Below are 24130 nucleotides of genomic sequence, written 5' to 3'. Positions count from 1 at the left end.
GTAAGGAATAGAAAATGTTTACAAAAATACTAGTTCCATTAGATGGTTCTGATAAGTCTTTAGAGGCTTTAGATTTCGCAAGTAATATTGCAAAAACATATGATGCTGAAATCTTCTTACTATCTGTTTTTAAAAAGTATAGTTTTCTAGAAGGTTCTTTTGCTTCACTAAATAGTAGTATTGATAAAGGCAATTTAGAAGATGTGTTAAGGGAGTCTTCTAAAGAGATAGTATCACAGGGAAAAGAGATATTAAAAGAAAAAGGAATAACAAAGGTTAGAGCCTTTGTTAAAATGGGTTCAGCAGCAAAAGAGATTTTAAAATTTAGAAAAGAGAATGATATTGATTTAATCATAATTGGTTCAAAAGGACAAGGGGAATTATCAGGATATTTACTAGGTGGTGTTTCCCATAAGGTTACAGGATTAGCCAAATGTCCAGTGATGGTTGTATAATTTAGAAATATCAATATTTTATGGTATAATCGCGACTTTATAAAATAATAAGGTATTTAAATAATGAGCGAATCAAAAGCAAAGACGCAAAAGTTTATTGTTAAGTTCTTTCCAGAAGTTATGGTAAAAGGTACTAAAGCTAAAAGGCAAATGATTGACCAGCTTTACAACAACATACGAACAATACTAGGGCGAATTAGCAATGATATAGAGTATAAAAAGTTTTTTGACAAAATAGAGATTGTATGTCCTATTGAAGTAGTTGTAGAAGTTAGACAAAACTTACTAAATACTTCAGGAATCGAGCTTGTATTAGAGGCTTTACAATTTGATAACATCACAACAATTGATGAAATGAAAGAGATTGTAAATAAATATACAGCTAAAGAAGTACAAGGAAAAACTTTTGTAGTAAGAGCAAAAAGAACAGGTGAACATGATTTTAAATCAACTGATATTGAAAGAAATATTGGTGGATATATGCTTGCAAAAAATCCTGATTCAAAAGGTGTTGATTTAAGAGATGCCGAAGTTACTATAAATATTGAACTTATTAACAAGCAATTAAATATTATTACACAAAAGTATCAAGGTCTATCAGGTTTCCCTATTGGGACACAAGGTGATATTTTATCACTTATGTCTGGTGGCTTTGACTCTACTATTGCTTCATACTTAACTATGAAAAGAGGAATTAAAACACACTTTGTTTTCTTTAATCTTGGTGGAATAGCTCATGAAATTGGAGTTAAGCAAGTTGCATATTACCTTTGGAATAAATATGGAAGTTCTCATAGAATAACTTTTACATCTGTTCCTTTTGAGGATGTTGTAACAGAAATCTTTAACTCAACTAGTCAATCATATATGGGTGTTACACTAAAAAGACTTATGCTTATGGCATCAGAAAAAATTGCAGATAAGATGGGAATTGAAGCACTTCTTACAGGAGAAAGTGTTGCTCAGGTTTCAAGTCAGACTCTAAGAAATCTTGCATTAATTGATCAAGTTACAAATAAACTTGTTTTAAGACCATTATCAACTATGAATAAACCTGAGATTATGGAAATAGCAAATCAAATAGGGACTAGAAGATTTGCAGAATCTATGCCAGAATATTGTGGTGTTATTTCTAAAAATCCTATTGTTCATGGTTCTTTCTCTAGAATGGAAAAAGAAGCAAAAAAATTCAATTATGAGATTTTAGATAAAGCTGTTGAAGATGCAATTACAATAAATGTAAATGAAATTGATGAAGATGTTAATGAAATAGGTAAAGTTGATGTTGTAAGTGATATTTCAAGTGGAGATTATACAATTATTGATATTAGACAAAGTGATGATTGTATTGAAACTTCTTGTGAAACTATAAAGATACCATTTTTCAAACTAAAAGCTCAGTTTGGAAAACTTCCTCAAGATAAACAGTATCTTTTCTATTGTGATAAAGGTATTTTAAGTCAATTACATGCTCAGTATTTAATTGATTCAAAAGGTTATAACAATATTAAAGTGTATAGACCCCAGTAGGTCTATACAACTTTTTTAGTCTTGTACTGTCCAAATAAGTTTAGATAAATCATAATCCAAAGACTCTAATCTTTTTAAAATCTTCTCTTTTATTTTTTCATCTAACTTTTTTTCTCTTGATAAAATCCAAAGATATTTTTTACTTGGTTCACTAATTACTGCATAAGAGTAGTTTTTATCAAGCATTATAATCCAGTAGTCTCCATAAAAAGGCCAAAAGAAAGATACTTTTAATTTAGCGTTTGTATTATCAACAGCATAGGCTTCTCCCGTAGCTTCTGTCTTTTCACCTGTAGTCATTTTAGTACATCTGTTGATTACTTCTATTTTGTCATTTTCTTTAATACTATAAGTTGCAGTTACATTTTTACAATCTTTTTCAAACTTGTGTTCATATCTTGCTATTTCGTACCAAGAACCAATATATCTATTTAAATCAACGGTTTGTACACTTTTTATGTTTGGGTCTTTATATGAACAAGCTGTAAATAAAAATAAGACTAGCGTAACAAGAAAAATATTTTTCATTTTAGTTTCCCTTTTTATTTTAGTATATAAAAAAATATTGTTTTTTAGTAGGCATTTTATAGAAGTTTATAAAAACTCTGTCATGTATGTTCTATATAATAAAGGGACAAAATTTTGTTGACACTTTTTATTTTCTCTTGTTTGTATTGCTACTGCTTCAAAAAAAGTAGTCCAAAGTTTTTTAAACTTTTGTTCATCTTGTGATAGTTTTGGTTCTTCAAATGATGCAACATTTTGAACTCCTAAAAAGTCACTATTTTTTATAAATGCAAGTTTTCTATTAATATCATGGATAATATAGTTTTGATTATTTAATCTTTTAAAAAAGTGTTTTCCTAAGAAGTGGACTATATTGAATTTTGTTTCAATTTTTGCATATAAAGTTCCATCTTCAAGCTCTTCAAATCTAGCAAATCCTGTCATTTTATGAACATGTCTAAATAGCTCTTTTTCTAGGTTTTGTAAAAAGAAAACTTCCTTTTGGTTTATATTAAAAAGCTCATTACTATCTTTAAACCCTAAAATGATGTATCTTAAAAGATTAAGTTCAAACTCTTTTGTATCACACATAAAAATATTAAGTATTAGTTCAAAACATTTTTTAGGAAACTTTTTCTTCATAGCTTCTAAAACTTTTAGGCTTTTTTCTTCATCTGTTTTTATTTCTAATATATCTTCTAAAAGTAGGGTGTTTGGATATTTAGTTACAATTTTTTTTGGCTGTAGTTTTTCATAGTACACATCATAAACTAAAGTTAAAAAACCTTCAAATGTTTTATCATAAACTAAAATCATAATTCACCTGTTATATGACTATAGTTTATATCAAATAGTGAAGGTTGTATTATTTTCTTTTTAGGTGGTGCAATTATTGCTTGTTTTATATCTTCTTTATAAAAAGGAGTTTTACTATGATACTTTCCCTTACAAGTTATAAAATATTTTGCTCTTTTAAGAGATATTTTTAGCTTTTTTAAATCATCAAAATCTAAAGATTTAAAACGTCTAGCTTTAAGTATTTTAAATACACCTCTTACTCCAATTCCTGGGATTCTAAGAAGTTCATCTTTATTTGCTTTGTTTATTTCCATTGGAAAATATTGTAAGTTTAAAAGAGCCCAAGAGGTTTTTGGGTCTACTTCTTCATCAAGGTTTGGAAACTCATCACTTACTATTTCATCATAAGAAAAGTCATAAAATCTCAAAAGCCAATCTGCTTGATAAAGTCTATGTTCTCTTAAAAGTGGAGGTTTATTTATAATTGCAGGAAGGTTTTTATCATCATTTACTGGAATATATGCACTATAATATACCCTTTTTAGCAAGGCTTTATCATATAAAATAGAGCTAAGTTTTAAGATATCTTTGTCACTTTCAGGTGTTGCTCCCACTATTAGTTGAGTACTCATTCCTATTGGTTTTGTATCTTTTTCTAGACTTTTTTCCCTTGCATGTTTTAGAGGCTGTAAAACTTTTTGTTTGGTTTTATTTGGTGCTAGAAGTTTTAGGGAGTTATCACTTGGAAGTTCAATGTTTGAACTAACTCTATTTGCTAAAGCCACTACTTGCTCAATAAGTCTTTCATCAGAGCCTGGAATTAGTTTTACATGGATATAGCCATTAAATCTATATTCATGTCTTAGTATTTTAAGAGTTCTCAATATCATATTCATAGTATTATCTTCACTTTGAATAATTCCAGAGCTTAAAAATAGACCTTCTATATAGTTTCTTTTATAAAAATTGATTGTAATATCAGCTAACTCTCTTGGTGAAAAAGCAGCTCTTTTTATGTCATTGCTTTTTTTGTTTATACAGTAAGCACAATCATAAATACAAAAGTTTGTAAGTAGAACTTTAAGTAAAGATACACACCGTCCATCAGCTGTAAATGTATGACAAATTCCGCTATTGTGTGTTGCTCCTAATTCTCCTGTTTTGTGATTATTATCACTTCCACTAGAACTACAGCTTACATCATATTTTGCACTATCTGCAAGTATTTGCATCTTTTCATAAATATCTTTTCTCATAAAGATATTTTAACTCAAAATATTTCTTCTTTATTGTTTTATTGCATTTTGTAATGTTTTGTTTGGGGGTTTTAATGTGAGGGGTGTAAAACTACCATAGTCTTTGGTAGTTTTACTTATTAGGAATTATACTGTCTTAGAAGCTTGCACTAATAAAACCGATAGCTGTGAAAGATACGGCTATTAAAACAATTAGGTTTCTTAGAAAACTCATACTATCTCCTTCTTTAAAACTAATTATATTTTATAGAATAAGTGTCAATATAGGAATGTGTTATTACTTGACAAAATCTTGACAAAGTTTAGTTTTTAAAAGTAATTGAAAAGATGTTATATGGATTTTTATAAGTATACTCAAGTTTAAAATCGTGTATTTGAATTATCTTATTTACAATATTTAGTCCTAAACCATGACCTAATTGTTGGTTTGGTTCTCTTGTAAAAGGTTGCGTGTAGTAAATAAGGTCACTTGAAAGTTTTTTTGCAATGTTTTTAACTTCTATTTTGTTTTCACTAGCTTCAATTACAATAGGGGATTCATCTGCGTATTTCATTGCATTGTCAATTAAATTTTTAAGTGCAATTGTTAAGTAGTATTTATCTGCATGTATATTGAAGTCATCTTTTATATCAACTTCTACTTTTGACTCATCATCAATAGAGAGTTTAGATAATGATTCAAGAATTAAACTACTAGTTTTAAACTTCGAAGAGTTTACTTTTGCAAAGTTTAATTTTTCCCTTTGTAAAAGTTTACTTGTTAGCTCTTCTATATCTACAAAAACACTATTTAGGCTATCAATTTGTTTATTGTCTTTGTTGTGTCTTAGGTTTTCAAGTAAGAACTTTGCTTTTGAAATAGGGGTTTTTAGTTCATGACTTATATTTCTTAACAGCTCTTCTCTTGAGTGGATAATATCACTTTGTTTTTCAAGGTATGAGTTTAGGTTATGTGTTATTTCACTTAACTCATTGTTTTTTCCAATATCTATTTTGATGGTAGTTTCATCATCTTTGAAAAGTTGTAAAACACCTTTGTTTAGTTTATCAAGCTTATCTTTTATCTGTTTTGTTATACGTGAAGAGATGATAGAAGATAAAAGGAAAGCGATTATAAAAAGAAACACAAGTTCTACTTTAATCGTATCAATAAATTGATTTCTATCTTTTTCTGTTTTATCTAGTCTTGTTTGTAGGTATTCTATCTCTTCTTTTAAAAGCTTATCAATCTTAAAGCTTAGCTTTTCAAAGTTTTTATTAAAAGGTGTAAAGTTCTTTTCATCTTTACTGATTAAAACAAGCTCATAAAGTTCATACTTAATAAGTTTTTCAATCTCTTCAAAATATTGAAAGATTTGTTGTAGATTTTGTTTTTCAATTATTGATTCAGAGTTTTCTATTGTTTCTCTTTTTTTTATAATCAAAGTTTTAAAAAGTTTATCAGATTTTTCAAGACGTTTTTTTACTACATCCATTTTTTCATAGTCAGTTACAATATCTAGCACAATCCATGAAAAAGAGTTATTGTATTCTTTTAGTTTTTCTACTCTTCTTATTTGATCATATCTATGGATTTGACTTTTATGTATTTCACTTAGATTGAAGATTGTATAAAAAAATACTCCTATTATAGATAATATAATAAGTAGTATTAGTGAAAATGAGATAAAAAGTCTTTGCCTAATTGTTATCACAAAATTTATACCCTATACCCCAAATTGATTTAATATATTTTGACTCTTTAGAATCATCATTTATCTTAAATCTAATATTACTAACATGCATATCGATAGTTCTATTTTTTGTATCTTCTTTTAATGAGGTTTGATTTATGATATCTTCTCTTGATACAACTTTATTCATATTTTCTATAAACATAAAGAAAATCTCTGATTCTATTTTAGTAAATTCAATTTGTTGATTTTCTAAAAAGACTCTTTTTTTATTTAAGTCAATTCTTAAATCATTTATTTGAATCTCTTCACTATCATTGTATCTTTTAAGTGTTGCATCAATTCTAAGAACTAACTCTCTTGGTTCATAGGGTTTTGATAAGTAGTCGTCAGCTCCTAGTTCAAAGCCGTAGATTTTGTTTCCTATATCATCCCTTGCTGTTGAGATGATAATAGGAATATTTTTTATTTTTTTTATTTTTTTAAAAAGGTCAAAGCCATCCATTCTAGGAAGAGATAAGTCTAAAATAACTATAGAGTACTTAAAGTGATTGTCCTCAAACTCTTTTAATGCTTCAAAAGGCTCTGAATATACAACGCAAGTATAGTTATAGTCTTTTAGAAATGTGCTTATAAGTTCTTGTAGTTCAATATTGTCTTCAATCAATAGCACACTTTTACTTTTCACTTTTTACCTTTTTATTTTGTTATATCATTTTGTTCTTTGTTTTTTGATGATACTGATTTTAACCAAAAATATCCAAATAAACCTGAAAATAAAGAAGCACTTAGGATTCCTATTTTAGCTTGGAAAATAAGTTCAGGGTTTCCAACAAAGGCTAAGTCTGCAACAAATATTGACATAGTAAATCCTATACCACCTAGAAATGCTACTCCAAATACTTGACTCATATTACTTCCTTTTGGAAGCTCTGCAATTTTTAGTTTTACTGCTAACCATGAAACACCAAAGATACCAATAACTTTTCCTAAAATAAGTCCTGAAATAATACCTAAAGAAACAGGCTCTAAGATTGTTGTACCAATTGAACTAAAGTCAATTTTAACACCTGCATTTGCTAAAGCAAAAATAGGAATAATCAATAGGGCAACTGGTAAATGAAGGTTATGCTCTAACCTTGCAGCAGGTGTTCCTACTTGGTCAATCTTATCTTTTATATTTGTAAGAATCTTTTTTTGCTTTTCGTGCATCATATGGTTTTCTTGAACTGGGTATTTGTCATATTCATCTAATAAATGTTTTGTATCTTGAGTAAATGTTTCTGGAGCTCTTTTTGGAGTTGAAGGTATTGCTAATGCAGCTAAAACACCTGCAATTGTAGCATGAACACCAGATTCTAACATGAAGAACCACATTATTAAACCTACCACAAAGTAAGGTAATATCATATGAATACCAAATCTATTAAAGGCAATCATTAAAGCAAACATAAGACCTGCTAAACTTAGTGCAACCATATTGATAGTTTCAGTATAGAAAATTGCGATAACTAAAACAGCTCCTAAGTCATCAACTATAGCAAGTGCTACTAAGAATGTTACAAGTGTAGTAGGAACTCTTTTACCTAATAAAACTAAAGCACTTATAGCAAAAGCGATATCTGTTGCCATTGGGATTCCCCAACCTGCTGCACCAGCTGTTCCGTAGTTTAAACTTGTATAAATAAGTGCAGGGAAAACCATACCACCAATTGCTGCTAAAATAGGTAACATTGCTACTTTTATATTTGATAGTTCACCAGCTGTAATCTCTCTTTTTATTTCAAGACCAATTAAAAAGAAGAAAATTGCCATAAGTCCATCATTAATCCAATGGTGAAGTGAATGTGAAAGTTCCCATGAACCTACGTTTAAATCAATATATGTATGAAAAAAGTGTGCATATACATCATATAAAGGGCTATTTGCTAATACTAATGCTAATATCGTTGTTATTATTAAAATCAAGCCTGTTGTAGTTTGGGCATGCAGAAATTCTTCAAAGGGTGTGGACACTTTTTTAAAAGCTTTTTCCCAAGGTGCGTATAGTTTCATTCAAACTCCTAGTAATTTTTAACTATTTTTATTTGTAAAGTGTCAAATTATACAAATTAAATGTCAAGAAATTTATACATTTTTTCTTGACATTTTCTTGGTAATAATTTTCTTAGCTACTATTTGAGTTTTACTATTAATATTTTATAACTTATAAATAACGTAGAATTGTAAAGATTGAGAAATTTGATAATTAAAAATTTTATTACTTTATATCATCTCTTAGTCTTTGTATTGCAAGCTCTTTTTTCTTTGCTTCAACCATGATATCTATATTTTTAGTATCATTTTGAAACATCTTTTCAAGCTCAAAGAAGTCCTTTGCTTCAATATAGTCAGCATGATTTCCAAACTTTCCATCTCCTTTAGAAGAAAGATGAACTTTAGGTCTTCTGTTTTCCCATGTTTTTAGTATATCTTGTGGGTTAAATTCACTTAAATTTAGACTGTGATGATATATATCAAAAACCATTGGTATTTCTGTTGCTTGACATACTCCAAGTATTTCCTCAGCTGTATAAACTCTCTCATCATTTTCTAAAGCAAGTCTTTGTTTTAACCAACTCTCTTTTTTTATAGTTTCAATAAGTCTTTCTAATGCAGTTTCTTTATCTCCATAGGCTCCCCCACCATGAATTAATACTGTTCCATTTTCATCTATTCCTAATCTATCAAAGAGCCAAAAGAACATCTCTAACTCCCTTAATGAGTTTTCTATAACATTCTCTTTTGGAGAGTTTAAAACTGTGTATTGTCCAGGGTGTATTGTAACTCTTATATCAAAATCTTTTAATCTCTCTTTTGTCTCATCAAAAATAGCTGCTAGTTTATCAAGCCAAGCCATATCAAAAAGCTTATGAGAGATAAAAGGAACAAAAGAGTTTCCCAGTCTAAAAATAGGGTAGTTTTCAGATTTAGAGTACTCTAATAAATCAATTAGCTCTTTTGCATTTTGTTTTACTTTTTTTTCAACATTTTCATAGTTTAGGTTGTTTAAATTCATAGTTCTATTTGTTGATAAGCTATTATCACTTTTTGAACAAAAAAATCCAAATCTATACATTACCATGGTCCTTTAAATCTAATTGGTTTAAAATCAACTTTTTTTTCGTGTTTTGTTACTCTTCCTTGAACTCTTTTTCTCCATCTTTTATATGCTTGAGGTGAAATAAGTTCACGCATGAGATTTTTTACTTGATTCTCTGTAAGATTAAACTCTTTTCTTATTCCATCAAAAGTAGTTCTATCTTGCCAAGCCATTTGTATTAAACGGTTTTTATCTTCAATATTTAACTCAATATTTTTCATTTGTATAAAATCCTTATAAATCCAAATGCAAAAAGAGCTAGTGAAACTTCTTTTGGCTCAAAACCATAAAGTAAATAAAAGATTGCAGCAAAAAAGAAAGCAAAAGAGATACCATAAGCTTTGATTTGCTTTTTACTTGATTCTTGAAGATATTCAAGTTGATTTCTTGAAAGTTCTACTTCAAGATTCCCTTCACTCGCTCTTTTTATCATTGTCTTAAAATCTTTTACAATAAAAGGTAAATCTTTTACTTCTTCAATAATAGTTTCACTAATAGACTCTTTTGCACCAAGAGCTTTTGGAAGATTTTTCTGTAAAATTGGTAAGATATCTTTTACACCATTGAAGTTTTCAATATATGTTGTTCCAAGACCTTCTACAATAGCACTAACTCTAAGAATATAAATAGCATCACTAGGAAGTTTAAATGGTAAATCTCTAGTACTTTCTAATACTTCAAAAGCTAGTTTTTGCATTGACTCACTATCAAGATTATCATTTGAGAAAATATCAAACATCTTTGAAGTAAACTCAGTTAATTCACCCATTGGTGCTTCATAAGCTATTGTTCCAAGTCTTTTACTTGCATTTATATATGTTTCATAATCTTGTTCATTTGCAGCTTTTATAAGCTCAATTATTGCAACTCTTTTATCATTTGGAACTGTTTTTACCATACCAAAATCAAGTAAAATAAGCTCACCTTTTTTATTTACAAGCAGGTTTCCTGGATGTGGATCTGCATGGAAATATCCATTTATAAGCATTTGAGTTGTGTAAAAGTCTACTAGATTTGAGATGATTTTTTTAAAATCAATTTTATGTTTAAAGATATTCTCTTTATCATCAAATCTAAAACCTTCTTCAAAACTCATAACTAAAGCATCATCACAAGAGTACTTTTTATATGCTTTTGGAAATTTCACTTTTTGTTTTTTATATACTTTTTTGAAGTTTTTTAGGTTTTGTAGTTCTTGATTTAAACTAACTTCTTCAACAATCATTTTTGAAAACTCTGAGATTACTGCTTCTATAGAGTTTTTTGTATAACTTGAAAATAGAGGTTTAAACAATGAATTAAAAATGTTTATGATTTTTATATCAGCTAAGACTTGCTGTTTTATTCCCTTACGTCTTAGTTTTACTGCTACTTTCTTATGGTTTTTTAGGATTGCTTTATGAACTTGACCAATAGAAGCAGAAGCAATTGGTTCTTTATCAAACTCTTTAAATATTTGCTTTTCTTTAAATGCAATATTATAAATCTCTTCAAAATCTTTTTCCTTCATAGGAGGAATTTGGTCATGAAGATTTTTTAGTTCATTTAAATACTCTTCATTAAAAAAATCAGACCTAGTAGCAAGAACTTGTGCTAGTTTTATAAATGAAGCTCCTAGTTTAACAATTGTATGTTTTAACTTTTTAGGTTTAAGTGGTTTAATAAATAAAAAGCTATCTTTTCTTTTTATAACTAAATAAACTGTTAATAAAAATATAAAAACCCTATAAACTCTAAGTGGTGAATAAAATTTAATAATAAATCCTTTTAACGATATATCATTCTAATAGGTTCTGGCATTGGTTTATTAAAATAGTATCCTTGCATATAATCAACGCCAATCTCTTTTATTGTATTTAACTCATAAGGTGTTTCAATTCCTTCAGCTAATATCTCAATACCATTTTCTCTAGCAAGATTAAACAAAGCTTTATAAACTGAACGCTTTAGTTCATCATTATTGATATTTGAAATGATATTTCTATCTACTTTTATAATATCAGGCTTTAACTCTATAATCATATTTAAACTAGAGTATCCTTCTCCCACATCATCAAGGGCTATTTTAAAGCCTTGTTCTCTATAAAATTCAAGTATCTTTTTTAAGTGTTTTTGATCTTTGATACTTTCAGTTTCAACTACTTCAAAAACAATATTTGAAGTATCAAACTCTAGTTGTTTTGCCCATTTAACTGTTGAGTTTAAACAAAACTCTGGGTCATAAATAGATGTAGGAAGAAAGTTAATAAAAACTTTTTGTTTAACTTTTTTTGTAGCTGCTGTTTTTAAAGAACTCTCTCTACAAAGTCTATCAAGATTAAAGTTCATATCATTTCTAGTAGACTTTTCAAATAGTTCATTTGGATAGATTAAAGTTCCATCAGGTCTAACACCTCTAACTAAAGTCTCATATCCATAAATTTGCTCAGTTTTTGCATCAATTATTGCTTGAAAATGTGAAGTTAAAGATTGATTTTTTATTACATCAAAAAACTCTTCATCTTCAATCATATTTATATATCGTTGAAGTGGTTTTGAATTTAAAACTGCTTTATATGATAGTCCTTCATTGTTGTAATCAATAAAAACTTTTATATCTTCTGATTCTAAAGAGTTAAAAGTTGTTTCAATAGCATCTATATTTTCATAGAAGAACTCTTTTGTATTTTCTACATCTATATAGACTATATTTTCAATTTTTTCAAAGTGAATATTTAATTTTTTTAAAAATAGTTTTACTTTAGTTATAAGCTCATCAAATTCACTTATAAAATAAATTTTAGAAGCAACATTACTAAACTCATATTTTATATCGCATCTATTACAAGGCATAATTTTCCTTTATGGTTCTAATCTATAAATATCCCAAGAGTTATCATCTTTTAGTTCATAAACAAATCTATCATGAAGTCTGTTTAATCCACCTTGCCAAAACTCAAAGTAAGTAGGAACTATTTGGTATCCACCCCAAAAAGAAGGGAAGGGAATCTCCCCTTTTGAAAACTTTTTTCTCATTTCATCAAATTTTGATTCTAAAACACTTCTTGAGTTTACTACTTGGCTTTGGTGTGAAACCCAAGCTCCTAGTTGACTACCTTTAGGTCTAGATAAAAAGTATTTCATAGAAGCAGCTTTTGAGATTTTTTCAATTCTTCCTTCAATTCTTACTTGTCTTTCAAGACCTAACCATGCAAAGTGTGCAGAGACATTTGGATTTTCATCAATATGTTGTGATTTTTTACTTTTATAGTTTGAGAAAAATACAAAACCTTTATCATCATACATCTTAAGTAATACAGTTCTTTGAGTAGGTTTTAGGTCAGTTCCTACAGTACTTAGTGTAAATGCATTTGGTTCTATAAGTTCTGCTTCTAAGGCTTGACTAAACCACTTTTCAAACTGTTTAAAAGGTGTTTCTTCTAAATCTTCTCTATCTAAGCCTTTTGAGATGTACTCTTGTCTCATCTTTGTTAAGTCAGGCATAAAACTTCCTTTATTTTTTAAGCTCTTCTTTTAATTTTTTTAAGTCTTTTTTAGTAGCCAAATCAAGCTCGTTGATAACTTCTTTGATTAAAGATTTAATCTGTTTTTTGATTTTTTTATCTTCAATCTTTCCTTTTTTTTCTAAAGTTTTTAAGAACTCTTTAGCATCAGATTTTTTAATTTTCCCTTTTTTTTCTAAGGTTTTAATCTCATCTTCTACTTTTTGTCTTACTATAACAGCAGCTCCAAGTCCAGAGTAAATTAGTTCTTTAAGCATTATTGCTCCTTTACATTTTAATATGTAGTTTATATATTATAATGAATTTTAATAGATAAAGTAGAATCTTTGTAGTAAAAAAATGTCAGTTTATGTAGAAAGAGGATTTATATCCTCAATAATTATATCCTGAATCTTTTTTGACTGTCCAAAGTGAGGAAGTAGTTTAAACATAATGTTTTTGTGTTCTTCTTTTAACTCTTCAACTATTTTAGGTAAATCTCTACTTACATGTTTTCCAGAGTTTAAAAAATAAGGATAAAGAACAACTTCTCTCGCACCTTTTATTATTAGTTCTGTTACAACACTTTTTATATCAGGAGTTGCAATCTCTAAAAAAGCTGCTTTTTTTAATCCATAAAATCTATCTTTGTGAGAAAGTTCTTCAACTAAAGATAAAAACTCTTCATTTGATTCTTCTTTTTTACTTCCATGTGCTACAAAAACAATCGCTCTCATAATTATCCTTCAAAAGATTTTTTGAAACTTTTACATTTCTCTTCTATATTTTCACTTTGCCATATGTCACTTATAACTGCAACCATATCAGTTCCTTTTTTTATCAGCTCTTTTACATTATCACTTGTAATTCCACCAATAACACAAACAGGAATACTTAATTCTTCTTTTGCTTTAGCTATAACTTCTTTATCAACAACTGCTGCATTTGGTTTAGTTGATGATGTGAAAAATGCTCCAAAAGCAACATAGTCAACATTTTTTTCTTCCATGCTTTTAGCAAGGTTTAGGTCACCATAACAAGAAATACCTAAAACACCTTTATACTCTTTTCTTATTTCTTCAACTCTATGATGGTCACTTCTTCCAATATGTAAACCGTCACATTGAAGTTTTATTGCAAGTTCAACTCTATCGTTTAATACAAATAAAGCATTGTATTTTCTACAAAGTTCTTGCAATTTTAACGTTAGGTTTTCTATCTCTTCATCAGAAGATATTTTATCTCTTAATTGAACTATTGTTGCTCCACCTATTAAGGCTTTTTCTATTTGAAATAAAACTGTCTCTTTAGGTGTTAGTTTATCATCAGTAATTACATATAAACCATTTAAATTTATAGACATTCTTTTCCTTTTTTATGTGCAATTGGTCCTTTTCCATGACCTATGTTTGGTGCATTTAAAATTGCTTGGTATATAAACTCTTTTGATATTTTAATTGCTTCTTCTAAGGACTTTCCAAGGGCTATATTCGCAGCAATTGCACTTGAAAAACTACAACCTGTTCCATGGTTATTTGTAGTTTCAATAAGTTTTGTATAGAAGACTTTTTTATCATTATTATCAAAAAAAGTATCCATACTAAAATCTTCATTCTCTTTTTTTACAATATCATTTTTGATAACTACTTTACAAGGAAGTTTAGAAATCTCTTCTATGGCTTTTTCATTTAATACATCATAATTAAACAAAGCTTTTGCTTCATATAGATTTGGAGTAATAATATTTACATAGGGAAATAGTGTTTTTAAGTTTTCAATTGCATCATCATTTAGAAGTTTTGAACCAGCTTTTGAGATAAATACAGGGTCAAATACAATAGGAATATCTAAATCTTTAATTGTTTCTCTTACAATATCAATTATTTCATTTGAAAAAAGCATTCCTATTTTTATAGCACTTACTTCAAAATCCTCTAATACTCTTTGAATCTGTTCTTGTACAAATGAAGGAGAAATCTCTTGAATATTTGTAACACCTTGTGTATTTTGAGCTGTTAAAACAGTAAGGGCACTACAACCAAAAGTATCAAAGGCTTCAAAGGTTTTCAAATCAGCTTGAATACCAGCTCCACCACTACTATCACTTCCAGCAATTGAAAGTACTACTTTCATAAAAATCCTTCATCTTTTTTGCATATTGTCTTGAAGTTTGACTTTAAAGCAATTTAAAATATTTATTAAAAATTACTTTTTAGGAAAATCTTTTATTATAGTAATTACAAGTTCTCCAACTGTAAAGCCAAACTTTTTCATTTTTGAGTGGTTTATGATTACTCCATCTTCTTGTAAGTGAAGCCAATCTTTTACACTAATATCAATAGTACTATCATTATATGGAACTCTCATTACATAATCAATCATAACAGTGTTTCCTAAAGCTTGCATCTTTGCAGTTCCTACAATATCTCCTGCTGTTGCATCAAAGGTCTTATCTCCTGTGGGAACTAGTTTCCAAACTCTTGTAAGCTCTTCACCATCGTCATAAATAAACTCTTCATGTAAGGTTCCAACTCCATTTTTATCCCAAGAACCTATTAGTGTTCCTTTAAAAGTTCTAATGATTTTTCCAGATCTGTCTTTTACTAAACCATAGGCAGTTAGTTTTCCATTAAAGTACTCTTGTGGAATAAACTCAGGGCTTTTATTTTTAAAATCTTCTATTTGCATTTTGCTACATCCTGTAAAAAATAAAATTGCTAAAGCAATAAAAAAACTGCTAAAAAATCTAGTTAAATTTTTCATGCTACGAGTCCTTCATTTAAATGCATATTCTCATATCTTGTAAACACAAGTTGTACAAGGTTTATATTTCTTGTTAAAAAACCTGCTTCACAATAACAAAGGTACATTTTCCACATTCTTATAAAGTATTCATCAAAACCTAATCTTTGCACTTCATGAAGGTTGTTTAAAAAGTTTTGATGCCAAACATTTAGTGTTTTTGCATAGTGCTCTGTAAACTCTTCCATATGAAGTAAGTTTAGTTTTGTATGTTTTGTTGTTGTTTCAAGTATTTTTCCTACACTTGGAAGATGTCCACCTGGGAAGATATACTTTTGAATGAAGTCTGTTCCTTTGCAATATGAACTATATCTTTGGTCAGGCATTGTAATTATTTGCATAACTAAAACACCACTTGGATTTAACAGACTTTGACATTTTTTAAAGAAGATATCAAAGTATTCACGTCCTACTGCTTCAAACATTTCAACTGCAATGATTGCATCAAATTGTCCTTGCATATCTCTGTAGTCTTTCAGCATAATATTTATTGATTCTTCTATTTTATGCTCTTTAAATCTATCTTCACAAAGCTTTTTTTGCTCTTTTGAAAGGGTTAAAGTAGTAACTTCACACTCATACTTTTTTACTAAGTGCATAGCCATAGCTCCCCAACCAGAACCTATTTCAAGTACTTTTGAACCTTTTTTTAGATTTAGTTTTTTTGCTAAAACATCAAGTTTTCTATTTTGAGCTTCAAATAGGTCTTCATTTTCATTTTGAAAAACAGCAGCAGAGTACATCATCGTATCGTCAAGCATTAGTTTAAAGAAGTCATTTGATAAATCATAGTGTTCTTGAATGTTTTTTTGTGCTCTTGTTTTAGAGTTTTTTCTAAGAATATGTTTGATTTTATTAAAAAAAGGAAATAGATTATAAAGACTAAAACCTTTTTCATCTTCACTTTTTGTTTGAAGTTCACTTGAGTTTAAAAGAGCAATTTTAATTAAAGAAGTTAAATCCTCACAATCAAAATCTTTATCCATATAACTTTCTGCAAAACCAATATCTCCGTAAAAAGTAAGTCTTTTAAAAAGATTTGCATTGTTTAAAATAAGTTTTGCTTTTGGATAAGTTTTATCACCATAGGTTTTTATTTGTCCATTACTAAAGTGAACTTCTAAGTCACCTATTTTTATTTTAGATAAAAATTTATCTCCGATTTTATTCCAGAAAGTTTCCATTAGTATCTCCTTACTGTATCTTTTTGAATAGGTTTATTCCATTTTAAACCCAATAGTTTTAGTTTAATACTTTGATAAATTGTTCTTGTAACAACCCAAAAAGTTAAAAACGTATGTTTAAAAAACAGGCTTGTTAGGTTTTGAGTTGTAAACTCTTTTGCTTTTGCTGTAAAAGTTGAAGTTAATTTTTTCTTTTCATCTTCAAAAAGAGTTACATCTAAACTTAGTATCTTTTCATCATAGATTAGTGAAAACTCATAATCTCCATCCCTTTTAAAAAATGGAGAAACATACATATCTTTTTTTGTTTTTCCTTGGAATATTTTGCCATTCCAAGAAGAGAGTTTAACTGGATAGATAACTCTTCCACCATTGTAGTTATGAACCTCTGCGATAAGAAAAGAAGGCTTATCATTTTCAAAAAGAATTAATACACTAATTGGATTGAAAACAAAACCAGCAATTCTAGGAAGAGTTATGAATCTCATTTTTTCTGTAGGTTCTATTGCAAAGCTTTTTAATAAAAAATCTATATTTTTTAAGAACTCTTTTTTATTTCCAAAATGATCTTTTGAATAAAAAGAGAATAGATTGAATTTGTTATATGAAAATAGTCTATTTTCTAAATTTTCAATAGAAGATAAATCAATATCAAGCATAAAGAATTTGTATTTAAAACTATGCTCTTTTGGTAGTAGTCTTTTATGATAAATCATTCCATCAAAAATTAAGTGTTTCATAACTGACATCCAAACTCTTTTGCAATAGTATTTGCACTATATAATCCATCTTCATGGAAACCATATCTCCAGTATGCTCCTGCATAATATGTATTGTTTTTCCCATTTATAAGCTCTCTTTTTTCTTGAGCTTTTATAGCTTTTAAATCAAATTGAGGGTGGGAATAGTTTATTTTTTCAATTACATTATCTAAAGATTGAGTTTCATTTAAAGAGACAAAATACTCTTTTTCTTTTTTTAGATTTTGTAAAGTATTTAGCCAATAAGAAAGAGTTACATTATCTTCTTTCCCATCTGTTTTATAATTCCAAGCTGCATAGGCTTTTTTATTAGGAAATAAAGCTTTTGTATCTGTATGTAAAACAGCATCATTATCTTTGTATTTAAAGCTTGAAAGAATATTCATTTCATCATTACTTGGGTCATCTAGCATTTCTAGTGCATCAGGAGCGTGCATAGCTAAAATGACTTTATCATAAATAGATTCACTTAAATCTTCATGTACTAAAATAACTTTGTCATTTTCTCTTTTTATACTTTTAACTGTAGAGTTAGTATATGTTTTCCCAGAAATTTCTAAGGCTATTTTATTTACATAATTTATTGAACCACCACTTACAGTTAACCATTGATGGTGAGTATCAACTCCTAATAAGCCATGATTTTTAAAGAAGTTTAAAAAAACTCTTGCTGGGAACTCATTCATTTTTTTAGTTGGTGTTGACCAAATTGATGCTCCCATAGGAATAATATATCTATCTTTGAAGTATTTTGAATAAGGTTTTAAATACTCTCCTAAACTTAAGTCTAAATCTTCTCTGTTGTTTTCTAAATCTTCATTTGCTTTTTTATTGAATTTCAGAATATCTTTAATCATAATATAGTGACTTGGATTAAATAGGTTTTTCTTTTGAAAAAACATACCTTTTAAATCTTGCCCATTATAAGCCGTGTTTGATTTTGTATCCCAAAATGCAAAACTCATATCAGAGTTTTCAATTTTAACATTTAGTTCTCTGAAAAGTTTTGTTAATAAAGGGTAGGTTTCATGGTTAAATACTAAAAATCCAGTATCTACACCAAACTCTTTATCATCTTCTTTTACAAAAGTAGTTCTAGCATGACCACCAAGCCTTGAACTTTTTTCATAAAGGTCAACATGATGTTTTCTACTTAATAAATATGCAGAGCCTAATCCACTGATTCCAGCTCCTAATACTGCTATTTTTAATCTTTCATTTCTCATTTGTATTTTCCATTCTTATCTTGTTTTGTAAATATTAATTTTGATGTATCCATGTAATCTTTTAGAAATACAAGCAGTTTGTCTAGTTCTTGTTTTTCTATAAAAGGGTTTCTATGCATAATCCATAGGTTTTTCATAGATTCATCACTCATAATTGCTGTTTGATAAGAATTGTCTAAATAGATAATTCTATACTTTTTAGAAAAAATCCAATAATAGGTTTTATCAAGTTGTGCAAGGTTGTTTTCTAATGAAGGTTCAACAACACCTGAATAAGAGATTCGTTTTCCAACGATTTCATATTCAAAACATCTATTCAAAACTTTTAATTTGTTGTCATTTATTGGTTTATATTCAACTGTAGCAGCTACACAGTTTTCTTCAAATTTATTGTAAGTTCTAGCTATTTCGTACCAAAGCCCAGCAAAACTTTTAGGACTGACGTATTCAACGGGCTTTGGTGCATTAAATTTAAAAGAAGTTTGAGACGCAGATAGTAGGGAAACTATACTTAGCATTAAAATTATTGATTTCATATCAAACTCCTTTCAATAGATATTTTATATGTTATTGAAGGATTTTTGTATAAAAAAAATGTTAGTTAATAAATTATTGTTTATCTTCTTTATATTTATTGATGAAAAATACTGCAATAACTTTTAAAATAACAGGAGCGAAACCATAAAGTAGGGCAAGTATTAAAATAGAATTTTCACTCGGATTAATCTTATCAAAATCAAAAAGTCCTAAAATACCAAAAGATATAGCCACACTTAAAGCAAGTGATAGTTTTGTAATCATTGCCCATAATCCAAAAAGTAAACCAGAACAGTTGCTTTTTATTTCTTCTGCTTTTTGAGTTAAATCAGAATGAATTGAAGTTGGAAAAGCTAAATCAGCTCCTAAAGAAAAGCCAGAAACAACACATATTATTAAAAAAGGAATAAAACTATTTTCATCTAAAAATGGAACAAAAATAAAAGCACTAGAGGCTAGAATAATAGAGTAAATCCATACTCTTTTTTTACTGATTTTTTTAGAAATAGCAGTCCAAACAGGAAGAGCTAAAACCCCTGATAGAAAATATAATATCAATAGTAAACCACTTGAATCAGGTTTTCTTATTACAAACTCTACAAAAAGCAAAAATAGTGTTGCTGGAATTGCATTTGCAAGGTTATTAAAAAAGTATCCTACTTGAAGAGTTTTGATTTTCGGTAACTCTTTGTAAATAGTCTTTAAATATGAAATCTTAAAATCTTCACTATCTTTTGTAGTAACTGTTTTTATTTTAAGTAATGAAACAATAGTAAAATAAGTAAAAAGTATAAGAAAAACAACAAATAGTAAATCTAAAACCTCTTTTGTATTATTTGAAATAGAGAATAAAAAAGGAAGAAGTAAAGCTATTAAAACACCAATAATTGTTCCTATCTCTCGTACACTATTTAGCTTTGTTTTGAAGTGATAGTTTGAAGTAATCTCTGCTGACCAAGTAAGATAGGGAATATTAACCATACTCCAAGCAATATAAACTATAAATGAAAAGGTAAATAACCAAAGATTTGCATACTCTTCATTTGGATTTATAAGTAAATAAAAACTAATAGTTAATAAAATAGCTCCAACAAGTACAAGAGGTTTTCTTGAGTTAAATATTTGTTTACTTTTATCACTTAAATAGCCTAAATAAGGGTCTAAAAAAACATCAAATAGTCTTGCTAAAAAAAGCGTACCACCTACAATAGCCATATCTATTCCAACATCTTTTGCATAAAATGTTGGCAAATAAATATACAATGGAAGTCCAAGTATTGCTAAAGGAACAGCAAGAAGACTATAGTAGGTTAAAGTTGCCTTAGTCATTTATTTTTCTTTTTATATATTTTATAAGTAATGATACCACAGGTAGTTTTTCATATAGATTTGAAGCTGCATCCCAAAAATCTTCATGTAAAATTACCTTGTCATCTGAGTTGAAAATAACTCTACTAACTCCTTCAAAACTTTGAGTCTCTTTTTCTTTTTTAAATCTAAAAGTAAAAGTCCATTTTATATAAGCAATATTTCTATTTTCAACTATCTCATCGACTTTGAATTTTGGTTCATCTAACTTTTTATACATATTTAAAAAGACTCTAAAAATATTTTGTAAACCTTTTACTTCATGGAAAGGGTCTTTGAATTTTGCATTCAAATCAAAGTATTTTGCATACTCTTTTAATGGTGTGTCTTTATTGATAGACTCGAAAAATGAGCCATAGTTTTGAGCTTTCATTTTAACATCCTTTTTGTAATCGCAAGGGAATACTTATATGGAATAAAACTTAAAAACTGTAGAAATAGTCTTAGTTTTGTAGGAAATCTTATCTCAAAGCAATTGTCTTTTGTAATACCTTTAAAAATCTCTTTAGCAGCAAAATTTGCTTCCATAAGTTGAGGCATTTCAAAGTTGTTTTTATTTGTAAGTCTAGTTTTTACAAAGCCATGATTTATAATTTGTAAATCAATATTCTCTTCTTTTAACTCTGGATGAATTGATTGGGCAAGATTTAGTAAAGCAGTTTTTGGAGCAGAATATCCACCGCCTTTTGGAAGTCCAAAATATGTTGAAAGACTTAAGTTCCAAACCCATTTACCACTTTTTTGTTTTATAAAGTATTTTGAAATAGTTGTCATGATATTTATTGCACCTAAATAGTTTGTACTATTCATTTGTACAAACTTATTATAATCCCATGATTTCATATCCATGACTTCATAAGCTCCTGCATTATAAAACCAAATATCTAAGCCATCAAAGGCTTCCCAAGCCTCTTTTACTTTTGCTTGGATATTTTTAGTATCTTCTACATCAAAATCTAGTAAATAGATATTATCCTTATATGAACTTTTTAGTTTTAAAAGTTGTTCATTTTCTGATGCAGTTCTTGAACTAACTACCAATTTAAAGCCATTTTCTAAAACTATTTTTGCTAATTCTAGTCCTATACCACTACTTCCACCAACTAACCAGATTTTTTTGTTTGAAGTTTCCATGATAGACTCTTTTTATTTTATTATATATTTTATCAAGTAGTTTTAATAGGTTTATTTTGTCAAGATATAGGAAAAATATAGACTATTGTTACCCTTAACAAGGCTATAAACTTTTTTGATGTATAATATATATACTATTTTTGGTTACTGAAGGACTTTTTTTGGCTTATATTAACGATATTTATTATAAAGATCTATTTGAAAATGCCCATATGCCTATGTTTATTATTGATAATGGTTTGATTGTTGAGGCAAACGATGCTATGGCAAAGGTTTTCAAAGTCAATAAAAAAGAAGATATCTATAAACTTCATCCTTCTCAATTATCACCAAAAAATCAACCAGATGGTCAAAACTCTGAAAAGAAAGCAAATGAAATTTTTCATGAGTGTATAAAGCAAGGTTTTACGCAGTTTGAATGGTTACATAAAGACTTAGAAGGCAATGAGTTTTTAGTTGAAATTACTTTAAAAGCAGTAACAATTGACCACAGACAAATGTTCTTTACAACTTTTAGAGATATTTCAAAAGAGAAAGAGTATGAAGAAAACTTACAAAAGAAAAATGAAAAATTAAAAAATAAAAATAAATACTTTTCTGAAATAAATAAAATACTAAAAACTGACCATCAATGGGAACAATTAATTGATAAAATCTTTTTGCTAGAAGAGTTTAGAAAAGCATTAGATGAAAGTTCAATTGTTTCTAAAACAAATAAAAAAGGTATTATCACTTACGTAAATGATAACTTCTGTAAAATCTCAGGCTATAGTAGAGAAGAGTTAATCGGACAAAGTCATAATATTATTAGACACCCAAATACTAAAAAAGAGTTTTTTCAAACACTTTGGCGAAAAATCATGAATAAAGAGGTTTTCAAAGGTGTAATTGAAAACAAAAAGAAAAATGGGGATTCATATTTTGTTGATACAACACTTGTTCCTATTTTAGATAAAAATGATGAAATTGTAGAGTTTATCGGTATTAGAAATGACTTAACTGAAGTTTTTGAAAAAGATAAAGTTATTTATGAGCAGTTTACTGATGATTTAACTTCTTTACCAAACAGACAAAGATTATTAGATGATATAAAAAAATTTGTAAAACCTAAACTTGCTTTAATCAATATTGATAGATTTAAAGATATTAATGATGCTTATGGTTTCGAAGTAGGGGACGAGATACTAAAAATTCTTTCAAAAAGATTACTTAATCATAGATCAACTAATTTAAAAATATATAGGCTTTCTGGAGATATCTTCGGCTTATTAGCTTATGGAAATATTTCAGAAGAAGAATTACTAAAAACAGCAGATAATATTATTCATAATCCTTTAATTCAAAAATATAAAATAGGAGAATATGAGTTTGATATTTCATATACTGCCGGTTTAGCAGGACATGGAGATAAGCTATTAACTCAAGCAGAAGTATCTCTTCAATGGGCAAAACAAACCCATAAGGATATTGTAGTTTTTGATGAAAATATGCCTATATATAAAGAACTAAGAGAGAATATTGAGTTAACAAAACAGATAAAAAAAGCAATTGAAACTGATAATATCTTAATTTATGGTCAAAAAATTGTTTGTAATACTTCTAGTGAATATAAATATGAAACACTAATGAGACTAAGATTAGAAGATGGAACTATTGTTTCTCCATTTAAATTTCTAAATCATGCAAAAAAAGCAAGACTATATCCTCTGATGACAAAGATTATTATAGACAAAGCTTGCAATTATTTTAAAGATAAAAAAGAAGAGTTCTCTATTAACTTAATGATTGAAGATATTAAAGATAGAAAAACTATTGATTACCTTATCTCTAAACTAAAAGAGACAAACACTGCTCACAAAGTTACTTTAGAAATTGTAGAGTCTGAAGAGATAGAGAAGTTTGAAGAAGTTGGAGCATTTATAAAAGAAGTTCATAAACTGGGTTGTAAAGTAGCAATTGATGACTTTGGAACAGGTTATTCTAATTTCGAATATATTATTCAGTTAAAAGTTGATATGCTAAAAATTGATGGTTCATTAATCAAGAATATTCATATTAATGACAATCTTAAACTTACAGTTTCTACTATTGTTAATTTTGCAAAGGTTTTGAATATCCAAACAGTAGCAGAATTTATTCATAATAAAGAAGTTGATAAAATAGTTAAGTCTTTAAAAATTGACTACTCTCAAGGGTTTTATCATCATGAACCCGAATTATTAAACTAAGTATATTTTTTAATCTCATTTTATTACTCTTATGATACTATTTAGTT

At 28.0% G+C, this 24130-nt stretch carries 26 protein-coding genes; 3 read left to right on the top strand and 23 right to left on the bottom strand.

The features are described 5' to 3' along the window. The first annotated feature begins 14 nt into the window (after window positions 1–14). A complete protein-coding gene (locus CRV02_RS08110; RefSeq protein ID WP_129085161.1) occupies window positions 15–455 on the top strand; it encodes a universal stress protein in 441 nt (146 codons plus the stop codon). A 63-nt stretch (window positions 456–518) separates the two neighbouring features. Next, on the top strand, window positions 519–1985 hold the full coding sequence (gene thiI / locus CRV02_RS08105) for a tRNA uracil 4-sulfurtransferase ThiI (protein ID WP_129089903.1): 1467 nt from the start codon (window positions 519–521) through the stop codon (window positions 1983–1985). Between the two features lie 15 nt (window positions 1986–2000). Here thiI and CRV02_RS08100 read toward each other — a convergent pair whose 3' ends face one another. The 23 genes from CRV02_RS08100 to CRV02_RS07990 form a co-directional block, all read right to left on the bottom strand. Then, on the bottom strand, window positions 2001–2513 hold the full coding sequence (locus CRV02_RS08100) for a lipocalin family protein (protein WP_129089902.1): 513 nt from the start codon (window positions 2511–2513) through the stop codon (window positions 2001–2003). 66 nt (window positions 2514–2579) lie between these two features. After that, on the bottom strand, window positions 2580–3308 hold the full coding sequence (locus CRV02_RS08095; protein ID WP_129089901.1) for a TIGR03915 family putative DNA repair protein: 729 nt from the start codon (window positions 3306–3308) through the stop codon (window positions 2580–2582). After that, window positions 3305–4546, bottom strand: coding sequence for a putative DNA modification/repair radical SAM protein (locus CRV02_RS08090; RefSeq protein WP_129089900.1), 1242 nt, complete (start codon window positions 4544–4546; stop codon window positions 3305–3307). Before CRV02_RS08090 ends, CRV02_RS08095 begins: the two co-directional genes overlap by 4 nt. A gap of 302 nt (window positions 4547–4848) precedes the next feature. After that, window positions 4849–6240 (bottom strand): ATP-binding protein, encoded by a 1392-nt coding sequence (locus CRV02_RS08085; protein ID WP_129089899.1) that lies wholly within the window; start codon window positions 6238–6240, stop codon window positions 4849–4851. Beyond that, a complete protein-coding gene (locus CRV02_RS08080; RefSeq protein WP_129089898.1) occupies window positions 6227–6907 on the bottom strand; it encodes a response regulator transcription factor in 681 nt (226 codons plus the stop codon). The genes CRV02_RS08085 and CRV02_RS08080 overlap by 14 nt, the downstream gene beginning before the upstream one ends. 11 nt (window positions 6908–6918) lie before the next feature. Next, a complete protein-coding gene (nhaA, locus tag CRV02_RS08075) occupies window positions 6919–8274 on the bottom strand; it encodes a Na+/H+ antiporter NhaA (RefSeq protein WP_129089897.1) in 1356 nt (451 codons plus the stop codon). Between the two features lie 205 nt (window positions 8275–8479). Beyond that, window positions 8480–9337 carry a UV DNA damage repair endonuclease UvsE gene (uvsE, locus tag CRV02_RS08070; RefSeq protein WP_164968980.1) on the bottom strand — a complete coding sequence of 286 codons (858 nt, stop codon included), beginning with the start codon at window positions 9335–9337 and terminating at the stop codon, window positions 8480–8482. Beyond that, a complete protein-coding gene (locus tag CRV02_RS08065) occupies window positions 9337–9582 on the bottom strand; it encodes a TIGR03643 family protein (protein WP_129085152.1) in 246 nt (81 codons plus the stop codon). Before CRV02_RS08065 ends, uvsE begins: the two co-directional genes overlap by 1 nt. After that, window positions 9579–11117 (bottom strand): AarF/ABC1/UbiB kinase family protein, encoded by a 1539-nt coding sequence (locus CRV02_RS08060; protein ID WP_129089895.1) that lies wholly within the window; start codon window positions 11115–11117, stop codon window positions 9579–9581. Before CRV02_RS08060 ends, CRV02_RS08065 begins: the two co-directional genes overlap by 4 nt. An 11-nt stretch (window positions 11118–11128) precedes the next feature. Beyond that, on the bottom strand, window positions 11129–12193 hold the full coding sequence (locus tag CRV02_RS08055; protein WP_129089894.1) for an EAL domain-containing protein: 1065 nt from the start codon (window positions 12191–12193) through the stop codon (window positions 11129–11131). Window positions 12194–12202: 9 nt separating this feature from the next. Then, entirely contained in the window at window positions 12203–12844 is a 642-nt protein-coding gene (gene pdxH / locus CRV02_RS08050) for a pyridoxamine 5'-phosphate oxidase (RefSeq protein WP_129089893.1), read from the bottom strand. A gap of 10 nt (window positions 12845–12854) precedes the next feature. Continuing rightward, entirely contained in the window at window positions 12855–13121 is a 267-nt protein-coding gene (locus CRV02_RS08045) for a hypothetical protein (protein WP_129089892.1), read from the bottom strand. A 90-nt stretch (window positions 13122–13211) separates the two neighbouring features. Continuing rightward, the gene (locus CRV02_RS08040; RefSeq protein ID WP_129089891.1) at window positions 13212–13580 is read right to left on the bottom strand and encodes a sirohydrochlorin chelatase; all 369 of its coding nucleotides are present in this window, start codon (window positions 13578–13580) and stop codon (window positions 13212–13214) included. Window positions 13581–13582: 2 nt separating this feature from the next. Next, window positions 13583–14206, bottom strand: a complete 624-nt coding sequence (gene thiE / locus CRV02_RS08035; RefSeq protein WP_129089890.1) for a thiamine phosphate synthase — start codon at window positions 14204–14206, stop codon at window positions 13583–13585. Next, on the bottom strand, window positions 14197–14976 hold the full coding sequence (thiD, locus tag CRV02_RS08030; protein WP_129085145.1) for a bifunctional hydroxymethylpyrimidine kinase/phosphomethylpyrimidine kinase: 780 nt from the start codon (window positions 14974–14976) through the stop codon (window positions 14197–14199). The genes thiE and thiD overlap by 10 nt, the downstream gene beginning before the upstream one ends. Window positions 14977–15048: 72 nt before the next feature. Further along, on the bottom strand, window positions 15049–15606 hold the full coding sequence (locus CRV02_RS08025) for a DUF3833 domain-containing protein (protein ID WP_129089889.1): 558 nt from the start codon (window positions 15604–15606) through the stop codon (window positions 15049–15051). Further along, window positions 15603–16829: a cyclopropane-fatty-acyl-phospholipid synthase family protein gene (locus tag CRV02_RS08020; RefSeq protein WP_129089888.1), complete on the bottom strand. Its 1227-nt coding sequence runs from the start codon at window positions 16827–16829 to the stop codon at window positions 15603–15605. The genes CRV02_RS08025 and CRV02_RS08020 overlap by 4 nt, the downstream gene beginning before the upstream one ends. Next, a complete protein-coding gene (locus tag CRV02_RS08015) occupies window positions 16829–17578 on the bottom strand; it encodes a DUF1365 domain-containing protein (RefSeq protein WP_258239260.1) in 750 nt (249 codons plus the stop codon). The genes CRV02_RS08020 and CRV02_RS08015 overlap by 1 nt, the downstream gene beginning before the upstream one ends. Next, window positions 17566–18816 carry an NAD(P)/FAD-dependent oxidoreductase gene (locus tag CRV02_RS08010; protein ID WP_129089887.1) on the bottom strand — a complete coding sequence of 417 codons (1251 nt, stop codon included), beginning with the start codon at window positions 18814–18816 and terminating at the stop codon, window positions 17566–17568. Before CRV02_RS08010 ends, CRV02_RS08015 begins: the two co-directional genes overlap by 13 nt. After that, window positions 18813–19352 (bottom strand): lipocalin family protein, encoded by a 540-nt coding sequence (locus CRV02_RS08005; RefSeq protein WP_129089886.1) that lies wholly within the window; start codon window positions 19350–19352, stop codon window positions 18813–18815. Before CRV02_RS08005 ends, CRV02_RS08010 begins: the two co-directional genes overlap by 4 nt. A gap of 73 nt (window positions 19353–19425) precedes the next feature. Next, a complete protein-coding gene (locus CRV02_RS08000; RefSeq protein ID WP_129089885.1) occupies window positions 19426–20682 on the bottom strand; it encodes an MFS transporter in 1257 nt (418 codons plus the stop codon). After that, window positions 20675–21094: a nuclear transport factor 2 family protein gene (locus CRV02_RS07995; protein WP_129089884.1), complete on the bottom strand. Its 420-nt coding sequence runs from the start codon at window positions 21092–21094 to the stop codon at window positions 20675–20677. Before CRV02_RS07995 ends, CRV02_RS08000 begins: the two co-directional genes overlap by 8 nt. After that, window positions 21091–21855: an SDR family oxidoreductase gene (locus tag CRV02_RS07990; RefSeq protein ID WP_129089883.1), complete on the bottom strand. Its 765-nt coding sequence runs from the start codon at window positions 21853–21855 to the stop codon at window positions 21091–21093. The genes CRV02_RS07995 and CRV02_RS07990 overlap by 4 nt, the downstream gene beginning before the upstream one ends. A 161-nt stretch (window positions 21856–22016) precedes the next feature. On the opposite strand from CRV02_RS07990, the gene CRV02_RS07985 reads away from it, so the two are divergent. Then, window positions 22017–24083: an EAL domain-containing protein gene (locus CRV02_RS07985; RefSeq protein ID WP_129089882.1), complete on the top strand. Its 2067-nt coding sequence runs from the start codon at window positions 22017–22019 to the stop codon at window positions 24081–24083. Window positions 24084–24130 lie beyond the last annotated feature (47 nt).

It is taken from the genome of Arcobacter sp. CECT 8989 (genome assembly GCF_004116715.1).
Taxonomy (GTDB): domain Bacteria; phylum Campylobacterota; class Campylobacteria; order Campylobacterales; family Arcobacteraceae; genus Halarcobacter.
Note: the sequence above shows the minus strand (reverse complement) of the source record. Positions and strands in the feature narration are given on the sequence as shown.

Bases quoted from the DNA above. Each gene is read 5' to 3' on its own strand.
- CRV02_RS07990 (WP_129089883.1), bottom strand. From the start codon at position 21,855: ATGGAAACTTCAAACAAAAAAATCTGGTTAGTTGGTGGAAGTAGTGGT.
- CRV02_RS08110 (WP_129085161.1), top strand. From the start codon at position 15: ATGTTTACAAAAATACTAGTTCCATTAGATGGTTCTGATAAGTCTTTA.
- CRV02_RS08005 (WP_129089886.1), bottom strand. From the start codon at position 19,352: ATGAAATCAATAATTTTAATGCTAAGTATAGTTTCCCTACTATCTGCG.
- CRV02_RS08100 (WP_129089902.1), bottom strand. From the start codon at position 2,513: ATGAAAAATATTTTTCTTGTTACGCTAGTCTTATTTTTATTTACAGCT.
- CRV02_RS08015 (WP_258239260.1), bottom strand. From the start codon at position 17,578: ATGTCAGTTATGAAACACTTAATTTTTGATGGAATGATTTATCATAAA.
- CRV02_RS08095 (WP_129089901.1), bottom strand. From the start codon at position 3,308: ATGATTTTAGTTTATGATAAAACATTTGAAGGTTTTTTAACTTTAGTT.
- CRV02_RS08090 (WP_129089900.1), bottom strand. From the start codon at position 4,546: ATGAGAAAAGATATTTATGAAAAGATGCAAATACTTGCAGATAGTGCA.
- CRV02_RS08055 (WP_129089894.1), bottom strand. From the start codon at position 12,193: ATGCCTTGTAATAGATGCGATATAAAATATGAGTTTAGTAATGTTGCT.
- thiD (WP_129085145.1), bottom strand. From the start codon at position 14,976: ATGAAAGTAGTACTTTCAATTGCTGGAAGTGATAGTAGTGGTGGAGCT.
- thiI (WP_129089903.1), top strand. From the start codon at position 519: ATGAGCGAATCAAAAGCAAAGACGCAAAAGTTTATTGTTAAGTTCTTT.
- thiE (WP_129089890.1), bottom strand. From the start codon at position 14,206: ATGTCTATAAATTTAAATGGTTTATATGTAATTACTGATGATAAACTA.
- CRV02_RS08040 (WP_129089891.1), bottom strand. From the start codon at position 13,580: ATGAGAGCGATTGTTTTTGTAGCACATGGAAGTAAAAAAGAAGAATCA.
- uvsE (WP_164968980.1), bottom strand. From the start codon at position 9,337: ATGTATAGATTTGGATTTTTTTGTTCAAAAAGTGATAATAGCTTATCA.
- nhaA (WP_129089897.1), bottom strand. From the start codon at position 8,274: ATGAAACTATACGCACCTTGGGAAAAAGCTTTTAAAAAAGTGTCCACA.
- CRV02_RS08000 (WP_129089885.1), bottom strand. From the start codon at position 20,682: ATGACTAAGGCAACTTTAACCTACTATAGTCTTCTTGCTGTTCCTTTA.
- pdxH (WP_129089893.1), bottom strand. From the start codon at position 12,844: ATGCCTGACTTAACAAAGATGAGACAAGAGTACATCTCAAAAGGCTTA.
- CRV02_RS08010 (WP_129089887.1), bottom strand. From the start codon at position 18,816: ATGAGAAATGAAAGATTAAAAATAGCAGTATTAGGAGCTGGAATCAGT.
- CRV02_RS07995 (WP_129089884.1), bottom strand. From the start codon at position 21,094: ATGAAAGCTCAAAACTATGGCTCATTTTTCGAGTCTATCAATAAAGAC.
- CRV02_RS08045 (WP_129089892.1), bottom strand. From the start codon at position 13,121: ATGCTTAAAGAACTAATTTACTCTGGACTTGGAGCTGCTGTTATAGTA.
- CRV02_RS08025 (WP_129089889.1), bottom strand. From the start codon at position 15,606: ATGAAAAATTTAACTAGATTTTTTAGCAGTTTTTTTATTGCTTTAGCA.
- CRV02_RS08065 (WP_129085152.1), bottom strand. From the start codon at position 9,582: ATGAAAAATATTGAGTTAAATATTGAAGATAAAAACCGTTTAATACAA.
- CRV02_RS08020 (WP_129089888.1), bottom strand. From the start codon at position 16,829: ATGGAAACTTTCTGGAATAAAATCGGAGATAAATTTTTATCTAAAATA.